Consider the following 20,032-nt stretch of genomic DNA (forward strand, 5'->3'; position numbering starts at 1 on the left):
CAGGGCGTAAAGGACCGATAAATTTCGCGAGCGATCACAATTCCAGAATTATATTTGGCATGTGCATACTCTTTCTTGTTTTCGTGCGGCAAAGCGCCGCTTGCTGTAAAAATATTCACTATTTATGCATTAATAGTGAATAACTCCATATTGTAACTCATTGATATTCTGTTACCCAAATCCGTTTATGCATTTTTATCGCTGGCTGGCACGAACGCTGCAATCTACATTCACAGTGCAAACACTCAATTATTTAACATTTAAACAACCTTTTATTTACCGGATGAGGTCGCTATGTCTCTGTCAGTTACGCGTGAAAATTTTGATGAATGGATGATGCCGGTATACGCTCCGGCGGCTTTTATTCCGGTACGTGGGGAAGGCTCTCGCCTGTGGGATCAGCAGGGCAAAGAGTATATCGACTTTGCGGGTGGGATTGCGGTGAATGCGCTGGGGCATGCAAACCCGGCGCTGCGGCAGGCGCTGAATGATCAGGCGGCGAAATTCTGGCATACCGGCAACGGTTATACCAACGAACCGGCGTTACGTCTGGCGAAGAAGCTGATCGACGCCACTTTCGCAGAAAAAGTCTTTTTCTGTAACTCCGGCGCGGAAGCGAACGAAGCGGCGCTGAAGCTGGCGCGCAAATATGCACACGATAAATTCGGCCCGCACAAGAGCGGCATCGTAGCCTTTAAAAATGCCTTCCATGGCCGCACGCTATTTACCGTCAGTGCGGGCGGTCAGCCCTCATATTCTCAGGATTTTGCGCCGCTGCCGCCGGATATCCGTCATGCGGCGTATAACGATTTACACTCTGCCAGCGAGCTGATTGACGACACCACCTGTGCGGTGATTGTCGAGCCCATGCAGGGGGAAGGCGGCGTCATGCCCGCCCAGAAAGCGTTCCTGCAAGGGCTGCGCGAGCTGTGCGATCGGCATAACGCGGTCCTGATTTTTGACGAAGTCCAGACCGGCGTGGGCCGTACGGGTGAGCTGTACGCCTACATGCACTATGGCGTGACCCCGGATGTGCTCTCAACAGCTAAAGCGCTCGGCGGCGGCTTCCCGGTGGGGGCGATGCTGACCACCGATACATTCGCCAGCGTGATGACCGTGGGCACCCATGGCACCACTTACGGCGGTAACCCGCTGGCAACCGCTGTCGCCGGACAGGTGCTGGATATCATCAACACTCCTGAGGTGCTTAGCGGCGTGAAGCAGCGTCACCAGTGGTTTGTTGAGCGTCTTACCGCCATCAATAACCAGACCGGCATGTTCAAAGAGATCCGCGGTCTGGGGCTGTTGATAGGTTGTGAGCTTGCCCCTGAGTTTGCTGGCAAAGCGAAGCTGATTTCACAGGAAGCGGCAAAGCAGGGCGTGATGGTGTTGATTGCCGGCGCTAACGTGGTGCGGTTTGCCCCTGCGCTGATCGTCAGTGAGGAAGAGGTCAGAACCGGGTTAGATCGTTTTGCGCTGGCCTGCGAACAGGTGAAGTCCGGGGTGTCATCATGATGGTCATCCGTCCCGTTGCGCACGGCGATCTCGCCGGGCTTATGCAGCTTGCCGGTAAGACAGGGGGCGGGCTGACCTCGCTGCCTGCCGATGAAAAAACGCTGTCGGCGCGCATTGAGCGCGCCCTGCAAACCTGGCAGGGGACGTTGCCAAAAAGCGAACAGGGCTATGTGTTCGTGCTGGAAGAGACCGACACGGGAACCGTGGCGGGGATTTGCGCCATCGAGGTGGCCGTCGGGCTCAACGATCCGTGGTACAACTACCGCGTCGGCACGATGGTCCACGCCTCGAAAGAGCTGAACGTCTACAACGCGCTGCCGACGCTTTTTCTCTGTAATGACCATACCGGCGCCAGCGAACTCTGCACCCTGTTTCTCGATCCGGACTGGCGCAAAGAGGGTAACGGTTATCTGCTCTCCAAATCGCGCTTCATGTTTATGGCCGCCTTTCGCGACCGCTTCAACGAAAAAGTGGTCGCGGAGATGCGCGGCGTAATTGATGAGACGGGCTACTCGCCGTTCTGGGAGAGCCTGGGCGAACGCTTCTTCTCCATGGAATTTAGCCGGGCGGATTACCTGTGCGGTACCGGTCAGAAGGCGTTTATCGCCGAGTTAATGCCGAAGCATCCTATTTATACCCATTTCTTAACGCCGGAAGCGCAGGCGGTGATCGGCGAAGTTCACCCGCAAACCGCCCCGGCCCGTGCAGTGCTGGAGAAAGAGGGTTTTCGCTACCGCAATTACGTCGACATCTTTGACGGCGGCCCGACGCTGGAATGCGATATTGACCGCGTACGCGCCATCCGAAAAAGCCGCCTGGTTGAGGTTTCAGAAGGCCAGCCCGCGCCGGGCGAGTGGCCAGCCTGCCTGGTCTCGAACGAGAATTACGCCAACTTCCGCGCCATGCTGGTGCGAACCAACCCAACATGCGAGCGTCTGGTACTGACGGCTGCGCACCTGGATGCCCTGAAATGTAACGCTGGCGACACGGTTCGCCTGGTGCGGCTCTGCCCTGAGGAGAAAACAGCATGACTCTATGGATTAACGGTGACTGGGTAACGGGCGAAGGTGATGCGCGGACAAAAACTAACCCGGTCGGCCAGGAGGTGCTCTGGTCGGGGAGCGACGCCAGCGCCGGGCAGGTTGAGCAGGCCTGCCAGGCTGCACGCCGCGCGTTTCCGGCATGGGCGAAACGGCCATTCTCCGAGCGCCAGGCGCTGGTTGAGAAATTTGCTGCGCTGCTGGAGGCCAATAAAGCAGAGCTGACCCGCATCATTGCCTGCGAAACCAGCAAGCCGCGCTGGGAGGCAACAACAGAAGTGACGGCGATGATCAATAAAATCGGTATATCGGTGAAGGCGTACCACGCCCGCACCGGTGAGCAGCATACCGGGATGCCGGACGGCGCCGCCACGCTGCGCCACCGTCCGCACGGGGTGTTGGCGGTGTTTGGCCCGTACAACTTCCCCGGGCATCTGCCGAACGGGCATATTGTGCCTGCGCTGCTGGCGGGAAATACCGTCATCTTCAAGCCGAGTGAGTTAACCCCCTTAACCGGAGAAGCGGTGGTAAAACTCTGGGAGCAGGCGGGGCTGCCGCCGGGCGTGCTGAATCTGGTGCAGGGCGGGCGTGAAACCGGTCAGGCGCTGAGTGCGCTGAGCGACATTGACGGTCTGCTGTTTACCGGCAGTGCCGGAACGGGTTATCAGCTGCATCGTCAGCTGGCGGGGCAGCCGGAAAAAATTCTGGCGCTGGAGATGGGTGGCAACAACCCGCTGATTGTGGAAGATCCGGATGATATCGATGCTGCGGTCCACCTGACCATTCAGTCGGCATTCATTACCGCCGGACAGCGCTGCACCTGCGCCCGCCGCCTGCTGGTTAAACGCGGCGCGCAGGGGGATGCGTTTCTTAAGCGTCTGGTGGAGGTGAGCGGGCGTCTGGTTCCCGCGAAATGGGATACCGAGCCGCAGCCGTTTATCGGCGGGCTGATCTCCGGGCAGGCGGCGCTGAACGTGCTGAAAGCGTGGCAGGAGCACGTGGCGCGCGGGGCGAAAACCCTGCTGGAGCCGAAGCTAGTTCTGCCGGGCACATCGCTGCTGACGCCGGGGATTATTGAGATGAGTGCGACGAGCAACGTGCCGGATGAAGAGGTCTTTGGCCCGCTGCTGTGCGTCTGGCGCTATGACGATTTTGCATCGGCGATCGAGATGGCCAACAACACCCGCTATGGCCTGTCGAGCGGCCTGATATCCCCGCATCGCGAGAAATTCGACCAGCTGCTGCTGGAAGCGCGCGCCGGGATCGTGAACTGGAACAAACCGCTGACCGGCGCGGTGAGCACCGCGCCGTTTGGTGGCGTAGGGGCATCGGGCAACCATCGCGCCAGCGCCTGGTATGCCGCCGATTACTGCGCGTGGCCGATGGCAAGCCTGGAAACCCCGGCGCTGACGCTGCCGGAGACGTTGAATCCGGGGCTGGATTTTACAGAGGGTGACGCCCATGAAAGCGCGTGAGGTTAACTTTGACGGACTGGTGGGGCTGACGCACCACTATGCCGGGCTGTCGTTCGGCAATGAAGCTTCGACGAAGCACCGTTTCCAGGTCTCGAACCCGAAGCTGGCGGCCAAGCAGGGGCTATTGAAAATGAAGGCGCTGTCCGATGCCGGTTTCCCGCAGGCGGTGATCCCGCCGCAGGAGCGGCCGAACGTGGCCGTGCTGCGCCAGCTGGGCTTCAGCGGTACGGATGAACAGGTGGTTGAAAAAGCCGGTACGCAGTCCCCACAGCTGCTTTCCGCGGCCAGTTCAGCCTCTTCAATGTGGGTAGCGAATGCCGCCACCGTCGCGCCGTCGGCGGATACGCTGGACGGCAAAGTGCATCTGACTGTCGCTAACCTGAACAACAAATTCCACCGCGCCAGCGAAGCGGAGACCACCGGGCGCGTGCTGCGCGCCATTTTTAATCATGATGCGCATTTTGAGGTGCATTCGGCGCTGCCGCAGGTCGCGATGTTTGGCGACGAAGGGGCGGCAAACCACAACCGTCTGGGTGGCGATTACGGCGATCCAGGCTTGCAGCTGTTTATCTATGGACGGGAAGAGGGCGGCCACGCCGCGCCGGTTCGTTATCCGGCGAGACAAACCTTAGCCGCAAGCCAGGCGGTTGCACGGCTGAACCAGGTTAATCCTACTCAGGTGATTTTTGCCCAGCAAAATCCGCAGGTGATCGACCAGGGCGTGTTTCATAACGACGTGATTGCCGTTTCCAACCGTCAGGTGCTGTTCTGCCACGAGCAGGCGTTTGCCCATCAGGAAAAGTTGCTGGCCACGCTGCGCGAACGCGTGCCGGGATTTATGCCGATTCAGGTGCCCACGCAGGCGGTAAGCGTGCAGGATGCGGTCGAAACGTATCTGTTCAACAGCCAGCTGCTGAGCCGGGATGACGGCAGCATGATGCTGGTGCTGCCGCAGGAGTCCCGCAACCATCAGGGTGTCTGGCGCTATCTCAGCGAACTGGTGCAGGCGGATAACCCGATTGATGAACTGCGCGTGTTTGATCTGCGGGAAAGTATGGCTAACGGCGGGGGACCGGCGTGCCTGCGACTGCGCGTGGTGTTAACGCCGGAGGAAATGCAGGCCGTGAATCCGTCGGTGATGATGAACGACACGCTGTTCAATACCCTCAATGACTGGGTGGACCGCTACTATCGTGACCGTCTGGTTCAGGCCGATCTGGTTGATCCGCAGCTGCTGCGCGAAGGCCGCGAGGCGCTGGATGCATTATCGACCATCCTGCAACTGGGAGCGGTTTATCCGTTCCAGCGCTAAGGAGACGATATGGAAAACTTTCTGGCGCTGACGCTGGCTGAAGAGACACCGGAGCGGCACGAGGGGGAAGGCCCTTCGTTCCACTGGCGATGGCTGGGGCCGGGCGTGCTTGAACTGACGCCGACGGGGCAATATAACCTGTCGCTGCTGCTTTCTACCGGCATTCACGGGAATGAAACCGCGCCCGTGGAGATTGTCGATCTGTTGCTGCGCGCGCTTTATCGCGCAGAGATCACGCTGCACTGCCGTCTGCTGGTGGCACTGGGAAATCCGCCTGCGCTGGCGCAAAACAAACGGTATCTCGTGAGCGACATCAACCGAATGTTTGGTGGCCGCTGGGCGCAATTTCCACAGAGTGATGAAACGACACGTGCGCAATGGCTGGAGAAGGTGGTCACGGCGTTTTTTGCCGGGGCGGGGGAGACGCGCTGGCACCTCGATCTGCATACCGCCATCCGCGCCTCGTACCACGTACGTTTTGGCGTGTTACCGCAGCGCCATCAGCCGTGGGATGAGGCGTTTCTGACCTGGCTTGGCGACGCGGGACTGGAAGCGCTGGTTTTCCACCAGACGCCGGGCGGCACGTTTACCCACTTCACCTGCGAGAATTTCGGCGCGCTGTCCTGCACGCTGGAGCTGGGAAAAGCGCTGCCGTTCGGGCAAAACGACCTGACGCGTTTTACCCCTACGCATCAGGCGCTTCGGGCGTTGCTCGCAGGGGTTGCGCCGGAACCCACCCGGGAACCCGTCGTGCGCTATCGGGTCGTACAGCAGATCACGCGTCAAAGTGAAGCTTTCCAGCTTCATATGGCGCCCCATACGCTGAACTTCACGCCGTTTCGCCAGGGCGTCCTGCTGGCGGAAGATGGTGAGACGCGCTATGCGGTACAGAACCCCACGGAATATGTTTTATTTCCTAACCCGTCAGTCGCGTTTGGTTTACGAGCCGGGTTGATGCTGGAAAAAATGCCCTGATCGTCTCCCCTCGCGCAGACCGGAGGGGAAACGAAGAATTAATTTCTTAACGTTAAAAGCGCTCTGGAAGTGTTTGCGGAATATTCCTGGAGAATTGCTTTATTATTAAACGGTACTTCGCTATACTCCTCCACAATCTCTTTAAAATCATCCTGTTGAATATTTTTGTTTCATCTCTCCACGCTTTTTCCTTAATTTCTCCATAATTGGCGAAAACGTGTTTTTTATACTTTCATTGTTTTACCGTTGCTCTGACTAATTGACGATAAACCCCGTAAAGTTAATCTCGTCAACACGGCATAGCGCCGAAGAATAACTGAAAGTAAGGAAAGACATTATGCGTAAATTAACTGCACTGTTTGTTGCCTCTACCCTGGCTCTGGGCGCTACCAGCATGGCGTTCGCCGCCGATACCGCGACCACTACCGCCGCGCCGGCAGAAGGCAAAATGATGATGCATCATAAAGGCAAGCCGGGTATGCATCATGAGATGATGATGTTTAAAGATCTGAACCTGACCGATGCGCAGAAGCAGCAGATCCGCGACATCAGGAAAAGTCAGCGTGACCAGATGAAACGTCCTCCGCTGGAAGAGCGCCGCGCGATGCATGACATCATTGCCAGCGACAGCTTCGACAAAGCAAAAGCAGAAGCGCAGATCGACAAAATGGCCGAGCAGCATAAAGCGCGCATGCTGGCCCACATGGAAACCCAGAACAAGATTTACAACATTCTGACGCCGGAACAGAAAAAGCAATTTAATGCCAATTTTGAGAAGCGTCTGACAGAACGTGCAGCGCCGGAAGGTAAAATGCCTGCACCAGCCGAATAATCGGTTCACTCTCTTAAGACCGCCGGGCTCCTGTCTACACAAGCGAAAACGCTGTGGACAGGACCGGCGGTTTTTCTTTTGCCCCATGCCTAAGGTCTGGCCTTACCGTTGCCGATAATACGTCTGTGAAAATGCCCTGGCGCACGGTGCGTCCTTCAGGAGTGGTCATGGAATTCTTTGATATCCGTAAAATACCCGTCAGTCTCTGGCGTAACGGCGCGGGTGAGACGCGTGAGATTTGCTGTTTCCCTCCCGCGACGCGGGATTTTTCCTGGCGGGCCAGCATCGCCTCCATCGCCAGTAACGGCGAATTCTCCGCGTTTCCGGGCGTTGACCGGGTGATTACGCTGCTGGAAGGCGGCGAGGTGACGCTGGATGCGGGGAGGGCGTTTTGCCATACCCTGAAACACCATCAGCCTTACGGCTTTGCGGGCGATTTGACGGTGAAAGCCGTGCTCACGGAGGGGCAGATGTCGATGGATTTCAATGTCATGACCCGACGGGAGCACTGCCAGGCAAAGGTGCGCGTTGCTACCCGGACGTTCACTACCTTCGCATCACGCGGTGGCGTGGCGTTCGTATTAAGCGGCGCCTGGCAACTGGGCGATAAATTACTGACCGCCGATCAGGGCGCCAGCTGGCAAGAGGGCAGCCATACCCTCCGTCTATTGGAAACGAAGGGGTCGCTGCTGTTCAGTGAAATTACCTGGCTGCCGGGTCATTGAGCATGACTATCTCATATTTACCGGTTAACAGCGGCTTACAGAGAATTTTGTAGCCATCCTGATCGAACCCGGCAGGTGTGCGCAGCAGGGCGGCAGCGTCATCCAGACTTTCAACCGCGCCAAGCCAGAGCCAGTTGCGGATGACGTGATAGTGCGTCATCGCATCGCGGGTCTCTTTCAACGCCACCGCGCCTTCCCACGGCCAGCAGTTGACGCTGATTGAGGCCAGGCCAGCCATAAACCGGGCATGATGTTCTTCAACGCTCTCTTTTCCACAGCACGCCCCGGCGCAGCGTTTCAACGCGGAGCGGAAACAGGCGCGACCGCGGGTAGTCGCTTCCAGTCCTAACAGGCCGTAACAAAGCTGTAATTCATCAGCAAGGGATTGCAGAGTTTGCAGTGCGGCACGTTTGTTGGCAAACAGACCGTAAAGATTCGGTTCATGCGAAAAATCCACTTCCCGGGCATAAACAACCTGCGGTTTTCCCGCGTTAACCTGCAAGGAACACAGCTGGCGGTTGCGGCGCAGGCGTTTGTTAAACAGCGGCTGCTGTTCCTTGATGAGCCGGGCTTCGAGCAGAAGCGCGCCCAGTTCACCTGCCGTCTCGATCCAGGTGATCCGCCGGGACTGTCTGAGCATCGACGCTTCGTCCGGCGTACGCAGGTGCGACATCACCCGACTGCGGATATTTACGCTTTTGCCGATATAGAGCGGCATGGTGTCGCTGTCGCCGTGGAAGAAATAGACGCCAGGCTGTTTAGGCAGCGCCTCAAGCCAGGGGCGAAGATGCTCGGGATATTCGTAGATAGCCGCCGCTTCAAACTCAAGACGCGGGGCGGATTGACGCCTGCTCACATACTGCTCCATATACTGTTCAGGCATACAGTGTAGCAGGTGTTTGGTGGTTAAAAAAGAGCCGGGTGGCGGCTACGCCTTACCCGGCCTGCAAAACTGAGTTACCGTTTTGCTTTTACTTTTTCCAGAAATCATCAAACACCGTAATGGGTGGACGGCGTTTGTGCTCGGTTTTCAGATACCAGCCTTCAATAATTTTTGCGGTACCTTCGTCGAGCGTTTTGCCTTCCAGATAATCATCGATGTTGTCATAGGTCACACCCAGCGCGGCTTCATCCGGCAGGGAAGGGCGATCGTCTTCCAGGTCTGCCGTTGGCGCCTTCTTATACAGGTGCTCCGGGCAGCCCAACGCCGCCAGCAGTTGCTTACCCTGACGCTTGTTCAGGCGGAAGAGGGGGTTGATGTCCGTGCCGCCATCGCCGTATTTGGTGAAGAAACCGGTGATGGCTTCCGCGGCGTGGTCGGTGCCGACGACGACCCCTTTGGTCATCCCTGCGATACTGTACTGCGCTTTCATGCGCTCACGGGCTTTCTCGTTGCCACGAACAAAATCGCTCAGTTCAATACCGGCTTCACGCAAGGCCTGCTCGCTTGCCAGCACCGAACCTTTAATATTCACGGTTAGAACTCGGTCCGGCTGAATAAAGGCGATCGCATCCTGACAGTCCTGCTCGTCGGCCTGCACGCCATACGGCAGACGTACGGCAATAAATTGCAGTGCGGTGTCACCGGTCTCGTCACGAAGCTCGGTGATGGCCATCTGGCTTAGTTTACCGGCCAGAGTGGAGTCCTGACCGCCGCTGATACCCAGTACCAGCGTCTTCAGGAAAGGGTGTGCGGACAGGTAAGCTTTCAAAAAATCAACGCTACGACGGATCTCTTCATTGGCATTAATCGCAGGTTTCGCGCCCAGCGCCTGAATAATTTCTTGTTGCAGAGCCATTACGCCCTCCCTATGCAGAACCAAACAGAAAGTGTGATCTGTTAAAACTAACCCTTTGTCGGGGAAACGACAAGGATCACAGTTTTGAGTGTACTGTTTTACAGCGATTTAGCAGCTTATCGTTGTTTTATTAGAATTTTCCGAAATTCGTCTGGCGTAACTCGCAAAGTTGAACAATAGTAATTTTTATCCCATGCTTAGTTAACACGCTGATAAACAAGAGGACGGAATATGAACAAGAACGTAGCAGGAATTTTAAGCGCAGCGGCGGTACTGACTATGCTGGCTGGGTGTACAGCTTACGATCGCACCACAGATCAGTTCACACAGCCAGTGGTAAAAGACGTCAAAAAAGGCATGACGCGTTCCCAGGTTGCAGCCATTGCCGGTAAACCTTCTTCAGAAGTCACTATGATCCACGCGCGTGGCACCTGCCAGACCTATATTCTGGGTCAACGTAATGGTAAGGCAGAAACCTACTTTGTCGCCCTGGATGATACCGGTCACGTGATCAATTCGGGCTACCAGACCTGCGCTGAATACGACACCGATCCACAGGCACCTAAGGCGCAGTAACCGCGCTTGCCTGAAAGTGTTAACAAACCGGCCTGATGGCCGGTTTTTTTATGCATACGTAAATCTTATTTCTTAGCGCGAAATATTTGCCTGAAATGTGAAGGTAGTCAACAAGCCAGGTCAATGAGAGACAATTTGAGTCTATCCAGAATTATCCCCTCCCTGTACCATTGCGTATACTCACTTCAACGACAAACAATGTTCAGCACACTGCCCGTCAGCCAGGATAGCGAGTCGAGTGATAGCGCGACGGCGGTCAGACCAATAAGAGGGAAATTATCATGGAAAAGAAACATATCTACTTGTTCTGCTCTGCGGGCATGTCCACTTCGCTGCTGGTTTCAAAAATGCGCGCGCAGGCCGAAAAATATGAAGTCCCTGTGGTGATTGAGGCGTTTCCGGAAACGCTGGCGGGCGAAAAGGGCCAGACAGCAGATGTAATTTTACTCGGGCCGCAAATCGCTTATATGCTGCCAGAAATTCAACGTTTGCTCCCTAATAAGCCGGTCGAAGTGATCGATTCCGTTTTATACGGCAAGATTGATGGTTTAGGTGTATTAAAAGCTGCTGTTGCGGCGATTAAAAAAGCTGCTAATTAATTTTTTATTTTTCCCGTCAAAGAGTTATTTCACACACAATACGCCGTAACGGTCGTTGCGGCATTTAAGGGTATTTTCCTATGAGTAAAGTCATCGCTTCACTTGAAAAGGTACTCCTTCCTTTTGCTGTTAAAATAGGAAAGCAGCCTCACGTTAATGCCATTAAGAACGGCTTTATTAAATTAATGCCGTTGACATTAGCCGGGGCAATGTTCGTTTTAATTAACAACGTTTTTCTCAGCTTTGGAGAAGGTTCCTTTTTTTATTCATTAGGAATTAGGTTAGATGCTTCCACTATTGAAACCCTTAATGGTTTAAAAGCCATTGGCGGCAACGTATACAACGGTACGTTGGGTATTATGTCGCTAATGGCGCCTTTCTTTATTGGAATGGCGCTGGCGGAAGAGCGTAAGGTGGATCCGCTGGCGGCGGGCTTACTGTCCATTGCCGCGTTTATGACCGTCACGCCGTACAGTGTGGGCGACGCTTACGCCGTGGGCGCCAACTGGCTGGGTGGGGCAAACATCATTTCCGGTATTATTATCGGACTGGTGGTGGCCGAAATGTTCACCTTTATCATTCGCCGCAACTGGGTTATCCGCTTGCCGGATAGCGTTCCGGCCTCCGTTTCTCGTTCATTTTCCGCGTTGATACCGGGCTTCATTATTCTCTCCATCATGGGGATTATTGCCTGGGCGCTCTCTCACTGGGGGACTAACTTCCACCAGATCATTATGGACTCTATCTCAACGCCGCTGGCGTCGATGGGTAGCGTGGTCGGTTGGGCGTATGTCATCTTTACCTCCCTGCTGTGGTTCTTCGGCGTGCATGGTTCACTGGCACTGGCGGCGCTGGACAGCGGTATTATGACCCCGTGGGCACTGGAAAACGTCGCGCTTTACCAGCAGTACGGCTCCGTCGATGCGGCGCTGGCGGCCGGTAAAACCTTCCATGTGTGGGCGAAGCCGATGCTTGACTCCTATATCTTCCTGGGCGGTACCGGGGCGACGCTGGGTCTGATCATCGCGGTCTTTATTGTCTCTCGCCGCGCCGACCATCGTCAGGTTGCGAAGCTGGCCCTGCCGTCAGGCATCTTCCAGATTAACGAGCCGATCCTGTTTGGTCTGCCAATTATCATGAACCCGGTGATGTTCATTCCATTCATCCTGGTTCAGCCGCTGCTGGCCGCGATTACGCTGACGGCGTATTACCTGGGCATTATCCCGCCGGTGACCAACATTGCGCCGTGGACGATGCCAGCTGGTCTGGGCGCGTTCTTCAACACCAACGGTAGCGTGGCCGCCTTCCTGCTGGCGATATTCAACCTCGGGATTGCAACCCTGCTCTACATGCCGTTCGTGGCGATTGCGAACAAGGCTGCAACGGTTATCGATGAAGAAGAGAGCGAGGAGGATATCGCCCTCGCACTGAAATTCTAAAATTGCACGGCGCGGGGCAACCCGCGCCAGCGTAAAGGAGCTTAAAGATGTTAGATTTAGAGAGTATCGTTGCCGAAGAAACCGCAGTGAACGATCTGGAAGAGGTGGTGATGGGGCTCATCATCAATTCCGGGCAGGCGCGAAGCCTGGCGTATGCGGCGCTTAAGCAGGCTAAGCAGGGCGATTTTGTTGCCGCGAAAACCATGATGGAGCAGTCCCGTACGGCGTTAAACGAAGCGCATCTGGTGCAGACGAAACTCATCGAAAGCGACCAGGGCGAAGGAAAGATGAAAGTGAGTCTGGTGCTGGTACATGCGCAGGATCACCTGATGACCTCCATGCTGGCGCGCGAGATGGTAGCGGAGCTCATCGAGCTTCACGAGAAGATGCAGTAAGTCTGAACAGGCACCAGGAGGTCAGCACGATGGAAATCAAAACCGCACATGAGCAGCAGCTGTTTAATGGCAAGAATTTTCACGTGGTGATTTACAACAAAACGGAGAGCGCCAGCGGTCTGCACCAGCATGACTACTACGAGTTCACGATTGTTCTGACCGGCCGCTACTATCAGGAGATTAACGGTAAGCGCGTCCTGCTTGAGCGTGGCGATTTCGTCTTCCTGCCGATGGGGTCCTATCACCAGAGCTTTTATGAGTTTGGTGCGACGCGCATTCTTAACGTAGGGGTGAGCAGGCGTTTCTTCGAGAAGCACTATCTGCCGCTGGTTCCGTTCTGCTTTGTGGCGTCACAGGTGTATCGCGTTAAAAATGAGTTTATGACCTGGATTGAAACGGTTATCGCCTCGCTGAATTTCCGCGACAATGAATTTGATGAATTTATTGAAACCGTGACGTTCTACGTCATGAACCGTCTTCGCCATCACCGTGAAGAACAGCAGGTGGTGGATGATATTCCTCAGTGGCTGCGCAGTACCGTGGAGCTGATGCACGATAAAGGACAGTTCAGCGATAACGCCCTGGAAAACATGGTGGCGCTGTCGGGTAAATCGCAGGAATATTTAACGCGCGCCACGCAGCGCTATTACCGTAAAACGCCTGTTCAAATTATTAATGAAATCCGCATCAATTTTGCCAAAAAACAGCTGGAAATTACTAACTACTCTGTCACCGATATCGCTTACGAATCGGGTTACAGCAGCCCCAGCCTGTTTATTAAAACCTTTAAGAAAATGACTTCATTCACACCGAACAGTTACCGCAAAAATTTAACGGTAATTAATTAACTTTCGGCGGTTTATCCGCCAGGAATATTGACGTAATGGCTTGCCCAAATAGCGGGAAGAGTACGCTATACCTTGCAGGCGATTACCCTGATAAGCTAAGGGAGAGTTTATGCAAAAGAAATTAAAAGTCGTAACCATTGGTGGCGGCAGCAGCTATACCCCGGAATTACTTGAAGGTTTCCTGAAACGTTATCATGAATTACCGGTCAGCGAATTATGGCTGGTGGATGTTGAAGAAGGTCAGGAGAAGCTAAATATTATTTTTGAACTGTGCAAACGCATGGTTGAAAAAGCAGGCGTGCCTTTAACCGTGCATAAAACGCTGGATCGCCGCCTGGCGCTGAAAGATGCTGACTTCGTGACCACCCAGCTGCGCGTCGGCCAGCTGAAGGCGCGTGAGCTGGACGAGCGTATTCCGCTGAGCCACGGTTATCTGGGCCAGGAAACCAACGGGGCAGGTGGCCTGTTTAAAGGTCTGCGTACGATTCCGGTCATTTTTGACATCATTAAAGACGTGGAGGAGATCTGCCCGAACGCGTGGGTGATTAACTTTACCAACCCGGCCGGGATGGTCACCGAGGCAGTCTATCGTCACACCGGTTTCAAACGCTTTATCGGCGTCTGCAATATTCCGATCGGCATGAAGATGTTCATCCGCGATGTGCTGGCGCTAACCGATAACGATGAATTGTCCATTGACCTGTTCGGCCTGAACCACATGGTCTTTATCAAAGATGTGATTGTGAACGGGCAATCGCGCTTTGCGGAACTGCTTGATGGCGTTGCCTCTGGTCGCCTGACCGCGGCCTCGGTGAAAAACATCTTCGATCTGCCGTTCAGCGAAGGGCTGATCCGCTCCCTGAATCTGCTGCCGTGCTCGTATCTGCTTTACTACTTCAAGCAGAAAGAGATGCTGGCGATTGAAATGGGCGAATACTACAAAGGTGGCGCACGCGCTCAGGTTGTACAGAAAGTAGAGAAGCAGCTTTTTGATTTGTATAAAGATCCGAACCTGAACGTCAAACCGAAAGAGCTTGAGCAGCGCGGTGGGGCATACTATTCAGATGCCGCGTGTGAAGTGATCAACGCCATTTACAATGACAAGCAGGCCGAGCACTATGTGAACGTTCCGCATCATGGGCACATCGACAATATCCCGGCAGACTGGGCCGTGGAGATGACCTGCATCCTTGGGCGCGAGGGTGCAAAACCGCATCCCCGCATTACCCACTTCGACGATAAGGTGATGGGCCTGATTCACACCATCAAAGGCTTTGAAGTGGCGGCGAGCAATGCGGCCCTGAGCGGCGAGCTGAATGACGTGCTGCTGGCGCTGAACCTGAGCCCGCTGGTGCATTCTGACCGTGACGCTGAAAAACTCGCGAGTGAGATGATCCTGGCGCATGAGAAATGGCTGCCAAACTTTGCTGCAACGGTTGAGAAACTGAAACTCACACACCGTTAAGAGGAGGCGCGATGGAAAACCTGCTGATCGTCAATGCCGATGATTTCGGCCTGTCAAAAGGGCAGAACTACGGCATTATCGAAGCCTGTCGCCGGGGCGTCGTGACCTCTACAACAGCGCTCATCAACGGTGAGGCGGTGGAACATGCGGCGCAGTTAAGCCGTGAGCTGCCCGAACTGGGCGTGGGCATGCACTTTGTGCTGACGCTTGGGTTGCCCCTTTCACCGATGCCGGGGCTGACGCGCGACGGGCAGCTGGGTAAATGGATTTGGGAAATGGCGGAGCAGGACGCTTTGCCGCTTGATGAGATTGCCCGCGAGCTGGACTGCCAGTTTAACCGCTTTGTGGATGTGTTTGGCCGCGAGCCCACCCATATCGACAGTCATCATCATGTGCATATGATCCCGGCGATTTTCCCGCTTGTGGCAGAATTTGCCAAACGTAAAGGCGTGGCGATGCGCGTGGATCGGGAGGTGCGCGGACTGCCGGACGTTGCGGTGACGTCAACGGAGGGGTTCAGCAGCGCATTTTATGGCGACGATATCGACGAAGCGCTGTTCCTGAAGGTGCTGGATGCCTCCGCCGCAAAAGGGGAGCGCTCGCTTGAGGTAATGGCGCATCCGGCGTTTGTCGATAACATCGTACGTAAGAGCGCCTACTGCTGGCCGCGTCTGGCGGAACTGGACGTGCTAACGTCGGCGTCGTTGAAGTATGCGATTGCCGAGCGTGGGTATCGTCTGGGGACGTTCAGGGATTTGTGAGCAAAATAAAGCCCGGGGACGGCTTCGCCTTACCGGGCCTACAACATCAGTCGAAATATAGGCCGGGTAAGCGTAGCGCCACCCGGTTTTTTTTACGCCGGTATCTGGTCAATCTTGCTGCTGCGCGACCACACGCGGTGCGCGGCGAGCAGGTCAAACAGCCGGGTCATAAACGCATCGTCAATGTTATCACCTTCGACAATGCCTTCTTCCCCTTGATCCGGTACCTTCAGCAGCGATTTAAACTTCCGCGCATCGCCTGCGAGGGCGATTGGCTTCAGGTGCTTATAGGCTTCCAGCAGATAATAGGCGGCATCACCGTTACCGAGCAAACTCTCAACGTCGCCGCACGGCATAATCACCGCATCAACCGTCAGGGACGGTGCCCCGGCGAAGGTCGCAGCAATCGGCAGGACGGAGCCATCATCGGCCGTCACTTCACCCATGCGTGAGTAAAGCAGTTTGGCATGTACGCCCTGAGTCTTGAGCGCCCTCATGATCCCCAGCACGTCGCTGGCGCGCGGTTTATCGTTCAGCAGGATAGCCACTACGCGGCCTTTGATCGACCCGCCAGGTACCGCGTACAGGCTCAGGGACGGATCCTTCTTCAGCCCGTTCACGTCTTTAGGCGGTGCAGCATGGCATTGCTCGTCAGTCAGCGTAATGCCGAGATTATTCGCCACGCCCTGAGCAAGCTGGATATCAATATGCGCCAGATGGTCGACCACGCGCTCGCGAATGTAGGTACGCACCACTTTGCTCAGCTCGAAGCTGAAGCCGCCGATAATGTGCTGCTGTTCGATCGGGGTCTGGCTGTTCCAGAACAGGCGAGGCTGAGCGTAATATTCGCCGAATGACGGGCTGCGCTCGCGAATTTTTGTTCCGTCCACGCGCTCCTGATACGACTCGAATCCGCCACGTTTAGGCCCCGGCGGGGTTTCACGCGGCCAGTTATCGTTAATGGAGTTCGGCTCGTAGTTCGCCGGGTTGGTATCGATATCCTGGCGATGCATCCCGTCACGCTGGAAGTTATGGTACGGACAGGTCGGACGGTTGATTGGGAGCTCATGGAAGTTAGGTCCACCAAGACGGCTGATCTGCGTATCGGTGTAAGAGAACAGACGACCCTGCAGCAGCGGATCGTTGGTGAAGTCCAGCCCCGGCACAATATGGCCCGGGTGGAACGCTGCCTGCTCATTTTCCGCGAAGAAGTTATCCGGGTTGCGGTTAAGCACCATTTTACCCACCAGCTGAACCGGCACCAACTCTTCAGGAATAAGCTTGGTCGGGTCGAGCAGGTCGAAGTCGAATTTGAACTCGTCTTCTTCCGGGATCAGCTGTAACCCCAGCTCGTATTCCGGGAAATCACCGGCTTCAATGGATTCCCACAGTTCGCGACGGTGGAAGTCCGGATCGCGTCCGGTCAGCTTCTGCGCTTCATCCCACACCAGGGACGCTTTCCCCGCGACCGGTTTCCAGTGGAAACGCACAAACGTCGCTTTACCTTCAGCATTAATCAGACGGAAGGTATGAATACCAAAGCCTTCCATAGTGCGATAGCTGCGTGGGATCCCCCGGTCAGACATCGCCCACATCACGTTGTGAAGGGTTTCCGGTTGCAGGGAGACGTAGTCCCAGAATGTGTCATGCGCACTTTGTCCCTGCGGTATGGCCCAGTGTGGTTCTGGTTTTACCGCATGGACAAAGTCAGGGAACTTATGCGCGTCCTGTATGAAGAAAACCGGGGTGTTATTCCCGACGAGGTCGAAAATGCCCTCTTCGGTATAGAATTTGGTGGCGAAGCCGCGGATATCACGCACCGTGTCGGCCGAACCCGCGCCGCCCTGTACGGTAGAGAAACGCACAAACACCGGTGTGATTTTATTCGGATCGGAAAGGAAATCTGCTTTGGTGATCTCCTTCAGGCTCTTGTACGGCTGGAAATAGCCGTGCGCCGCGGAGCCGCGAGCGTGGACGATACGCTCAGGGATACGCTCATGGTCGAAATGGGTGATTTTTTCGCGCAGGATGAAATCTTCCAGCAGCGTCGGGCCGCGCGTTCCGGCGCGCAGGGAGTTCTGATCATCGGCAATGCGAACGCCCTGGTTCGTGGTCAGCGCATGGCCTTCACCGCCCTTGCGGTGAGGATCGAGCGATTTCAGCTTTTCGTTTTCCGTTTCCGGGGCTTTCATGCTGCCCGGGGCGGTAGGCTGTTCACCCGGTGCGGAAGGACCCGGTGATGGTTTGTGTGAGCCGTCGGCTGGGGCAAGTGAGTCCATTCCCGGTTGAGATTCTTCAGTCCCATGAATGGGTGACTGATGTGGTTTATCATTGTTCGACATTGCACGCTTCTCCTTTGTTCATTCCTAAAAACCCTATTAAGGATAGAACAATGTTAAGAATTAGCAGGCGAACTAAGCGTTTTCAGATATTGATTAGCGAAAGGAGCCATCTGCGATACGTCAGGCGCGACGGGCGGGGGGAGAATCGGCTATGATAGAAATTTCCTGCTTTAAGAATTTGCTTTAGTGAACCCGTCGCTTATGAAACCTCTTCGTCAACAAAACCGCCAGGTTATTAGCTATGTACCCCGCGTTGAGCCCGCGCCGCCAGACCATGCCCTGAAGGTGGATGGTTTTCGCGATGTCTGGATGCTGCGGGGTAAATACGTTGCCTTCGTGCTGATTGGCGAGCACTTCCGTCGCTCCCCTGCGTTTACGGTGCCGGAATCGGCGCAGCGATGGGCAATGCAGACCCGCCAGGATGAAGAGGTTGAAGAATAACAGCCATAAAAAAACCGCCCGATGGCGGTTTTTTTATTTCAGCAGTGATTAACGATGTGCCAGTTCGGCATCATCTTCACTGTCGAGAATCGTTTTGTCGGTCTGCTTCAGCCACTGGCTGGTCAGGGTACCGGCGGTCATTGAACCACTCACGTTCAACGCGGTACGACCCATATCGATCAGTGGTTCAACAGAGATAAGCAGGGCAACCAGCGTTACCGGCAGCCCCAGCGCAGGCAGAACGATCAGCGCAGCGAAGGTCGCGCCGCCGCCCACGCCCGCAACACCGGCGGAGCTAATGGTCACGATACCGACCAGCGTCGCAATCCAGACCGGATCCAGCGGGTTAATACCCACGGTTGGGGCAACCATCACGGCCAGCATCGCCGGGTAGAGACCCGCACAGCCGTTCTGCCCGATGGTGGCGCCAAAGGAGGCCGAGAAGCTGGCGATAGACTCGGGTACGCCCAGACGACGTGTCTGTGCTTCCACATTCAGCGGAATCGATGCCGCGCTGGAACGGCTGGTGAAGGCGAAGGTCAGCACCGGCCAGACTTTGCGGAAATATTTCAGCGGGCCAACGCCGTTCACCGCCAGCAGGATGCCGTGCACAACAAACATGATGCCCAGACCGAGGTACGAGGCAATCACAAAGCTGCCAAGCTTGATGATGTCTTGCAGGTTAGAACCTGCCACGACTTTGGTCATCAGCGCCAGGACACCGTATGGCGTCAGCTGCATGACCAGACGCACCAGCTTCATTACCCAGCTTTGCAGGGTATCGATGGCAGTCAGAACCCGCTCGCCTTTCGGCGCATCGTCCTTCAGCAGCTTCAGCGCAGCCACGCCCAGGAACGCAGCGAAGATCACTACGCTGATAATGGAGGTTGGGCTTGCACCGGTCAGGTCAGCAAACGGGTTTTTCGGAATGAAGGAGAGCACCATCTGCGGAACGGTCAGATCGGCCACTTTACCCACGTAGTTGGTCTCAATCGCCGTCAGACGCGCGGTTTCAGCGCTACCCTGCACCAGACCTTCAGCAGTCAGGCCAAACAGATTGGTAACCAGCACACCCACCAGCGCCGCAATCAGCGTGGTGAAGAGCAGGGTGCCAATGGTCAGGAAACTGATTTTACCCAGTTGAGAAGCATTATGCAGGCGGGCTACGGCGCTCAGAATTGAGGCGAATACCAGCGGCATAACGATCATTTGCAGCAGCTGTACATAGCCGTTACCGACAATGTTGAACCACTGAATGGAATCTTTCAGTACCTGGCTGTCGGAGCCGTAAATAGCGTGTAAGGCCAGGCCAAACACCACGCCCATGACCAGACCAACCAGTACCTTTTTCGCCAGGCTCCACTGTTTGTGGCGAGCCTGGGCGAGAAGCAATAGCAATACGACGAACACAACAATGTTCGCGATGAGTGGAAAATTCATCCCCGTTCTCCTGATTTATTATACGGTCGGTTTTTACCGAACCTGTTGGCGCA

Annotated in this window: 19 protein-coding genes; 15 read left to right on the forward strand and 4 right to left on the reverse strand. The window is 55.5% G+C overall.

Annotation, left to right across the window (positions count from 1 at the left end):
- The first annotated feature begins 294 nt into the window (after positions 1–294).
- The 7 genes from astC to ves all read left to right on the forward strand — a co-directional run bounded on the left by astC (position 295) and on the right by ves (position 7,874).
- The gene (astC, locus tag ACOT1A_RS20445) at positions 295–1,515 is read left to right on the forward strand and encodes a succinylornithine/acetylornithine transaminase (RefSeq protein ID WP_022647809.1); all 1,221 of its coding nucleotides are present in this window, start codon (positions 295–297) and stop codon (positions 1,513–1,515) included.
- A complete protein-coding gene (gene astA / locus ACOT1A_RS20450) occupies positions 1,512–2,546 on the forward strand; it encodes an arginine N-succinyltransferase (protein WP_126490625.1) in 1,035 nt (344 codons plus the stop codon). The genes astC and astA overlap by 4 nt, the downstream gene beginning before the upstream one ends.
- Positions 2,543–4,030, forward strand: a complete 1,488-nt coding sequence (gene astD, locus ACOT1A_RS20455) for a succinylglutamate-semialdehyde dehydrogenase (protein WP_276170319.1) — start codon at positions 2,543–2,545, stop codon at positions 4,028–4,030. The genes astA and astD overlap by 4 nt, the downstream gene beginning before the upstream one ends.
- A complete protein-coding gene (gene astB, locus ACOT1A_RS20460) occupies positions 4,017–5,342 on the forward strand; it encodes an N-succinylarginine dihydrolase (RefSeq protein WP_228338797.1) in 1,326 nt (441 codons plus the stop codon). The genes astD and astB overlap by 14 nt, the downstream gene beginning before the upstream one ends.
- 9 nt (positions 5,343–5,351) lie before the next feature.
- Positions 5,352–6,317: a succinylglutamate desuccinylase gene (astE, locus tag ACOT1A_RS20465; protein ID WP_276170320.1), complete on the forward strand. Its 966-nt coding sequence runs from the start codon at positions 5,352–5,354 to the stop codon at positions 6,315–6,317.
- 337 nt (positions 6,318–6,654) lie between these two features.
- Positions 6,655–7,149 carry an ATP-independent periplasmic protein-refolding chaperone Spy gene (gene spy, locus ACOT1A_RS20470; protein ID WP_022647814.1) on the forward strand — a complete coding sequence of 165 codons (495 nt, stop codon included), beginning with the start codon at positions 6,655–6,657 and terminating at the stop codon, positions 7,147–7,149.
- Positions 7,150–7,316: 167 nt separating this feature from the next.
- Positions 7,317–7,874 (forward strand): environmental stress-induced protein Ves, encoded by a 558-nt coding sequence (gene ves, locus ACOT1A_RS20475; RefSeq protein WP_022647815.1) that lies wholly within the window; start codon positions 7,317–7,319, stop codon positions 7,872–7,874.
- Here ves and cho read toward each other — a convergent pair.
- Together cho and nadE are read right to left on the reverse strand one after the other, a co-directional pair.
- Positions 7,852–8,730, reverse strand: coding sequence for an excinuclease Cho (gene cho / locus ACOT1A_RS20480; RefSeq protein ID WP_032624399.1), 879 nt, complete (start codon positions 8,728–8,730; stop codon positions 7,852–7,854). The genes ves and cho overlap by 23 nt on opposite strands.
- Positions 8,731–8,845: 115 nt before the next feature.
- On the reverse strand, positions 8,846–9,673 hold the full coding sequence (nadE, locus tag ACOT1A_RS20485; RefSeq protein ID WP_022647817.1) for an ammonia-dependent NAD(+) synthetase: 828 nt from the start codon (positions 9,671–9,673) through the stop codon (positions 8,846–8,848).
- Between the two features lie 231 nt (positions 9,674–9,904).
- Between nadE and osmE the strand changes: the two genes are divergently transcribed.
- The 7 genes from osmE (at position 9,905) to chbG (ending at position 15,756) form a co-directional block, all read left to right on the forward strand.
- Positions 9,905–10,249 carry an osmotically-inducible lipoprotein OsmE gene (gene osmE / locus ACOT1A_RS20490; RefSeq protein WP_022647818.1) on the forward strand — a complete coding sequence of 115 codons (345 nt, stop codon included), beginning with the start codon at positions 9,905–9,907 and terminating at the stop codon, positions 10,247–10,249.
- A gap of 275 nt (positions 10,250–10,524) precedes the next feature.
- Positions 10,525–10,848, forward strand: a complete 324-nt coding sequence (gene chbB / locus ACOT1A_RS20495) for a PTS N,N'-diacetylchitobiose transporter subunit IIB (RefSeq protein WP_225303350.1) — start codon at positions 10,525–10,527, stop codon at positions 10,846–10,848.
- Positions 10,849–10,928: 80 nt separating this feature from the next.
- Positions 10,929–12,287, forward strand: a complete 1,359-nt coding sequence (chbC, locus tag ACOT1A_RS20500) for a PTS N,N'-diacetylchitobiose transporter subunit IIC (protein WP_017384664.1) — start codon at positions 10,929–10,931, stop codon at positions 12,285–12,287.
- A gap of 47 nt (positions 12,288–12,334) precedes the next feature.
- The gene (chbA, locus tag ACOT1A_RS20505) at positions 12,335–12,682 is read left to right on the forward strand and encodes a PTS N,N'-diacetylchitobiose transporter subunit IIA (protein WP_022647820.1); all 348 of its coding nucleotides are present in this window, start codon (positions 12,335–12,337) and stop codon (positions 12,680–12,682) included.
- A gap of 2 nt (positions 12,683–12,684) precedes the next feature.
- Positions 12,685–13,530, forward strand: coding sequence for a transcriptional regulator ChbR (gene chbR, locus ACOT1A_RS20510; RefSeq protein ID WP_255248587.1), 846 nt, complete (start codon positions 12,685–12,687; stop codon positions 13,528–13,530).
- Positions 13,531–13,639: 109 nt separating this feature from the next.
- Entirely contained in the window at positions 13,640–14,995 is a 1,356-nt protein-coding gene (locus ACOT1A_RS20515; RefSeq protein ID WP_022647822.1) for a 6-phospho-beta-glucosidase, read from the forward strand.
- An 11-nt stretch (positions 14,996–15,006) separates the two neighbouring features.
- Positions 15,007–15,756: a chitin disaccharide deacetylase gene (gene chbG / locus ACOT1A_RS20520; protein WP_038415892.1), complete on the forward strand. Its 750-nt coding sequence runs from the start codon at positions 15,007–15,009 to the stop codon at positions 15,754–15,756.
- A 92-nt stretch (positions 15,757–15,848) separates the two neighbouring features.
- On the opposite strand, the gene katE is transcribed toward chbG, so the two are convergent.
- On the reverse strand, positions 15,849–18,098 hold the full coding sequence (katE, locus tag ACOT1A_RS20525; protein WP_022647824.1) for a catalase HPII: 2,250 nt from the start codon (positions 18,096–18,098) through the stop codon (positions 15,849–15,851).
- A 201-nt stretch (positions 18,099–18,299) separates the two neighbouring features.
- Between katE and cedA the strand changes: the two genes are divergently transcribed.
- Entirely contained in the window at positions 18,300–18,539 is a 240-nt protein-coding gene (gene cedA, locus ACOT1A_RS20530; protein WP_022647825.1) for a cell division activator CedA, read from the forward strand.
- Between the two features lie 48 nt (positions 18,540–18,587).
- On the opposite strand, the gene tcyP is transcribed toward cedA, so the two are convergent.
- Entirely contained in the window at positions 18,588–19,979 is a 1,392-nt protein-coding gene (tcyP, locus tag ACOT1A_RS20535) for a cystine/sulfocysteine:cation symporter (protein ID WP_180243823.1), read from the reverse strand.
- Positions 19,980–20,032 lie beyond the last annotated feature (53 nt).

Source organism: Enterobacter cloacae complex sp. SYL003 (assembly GCF_049236925.1).
Classification (GTDB): domain Bacteria; phylum Pseudomonadota; class Gammaproteobacteria; order Enterobacterales; family Enterobacteriaceae; genus Enterobacter; species Enterobacter intestinihominis.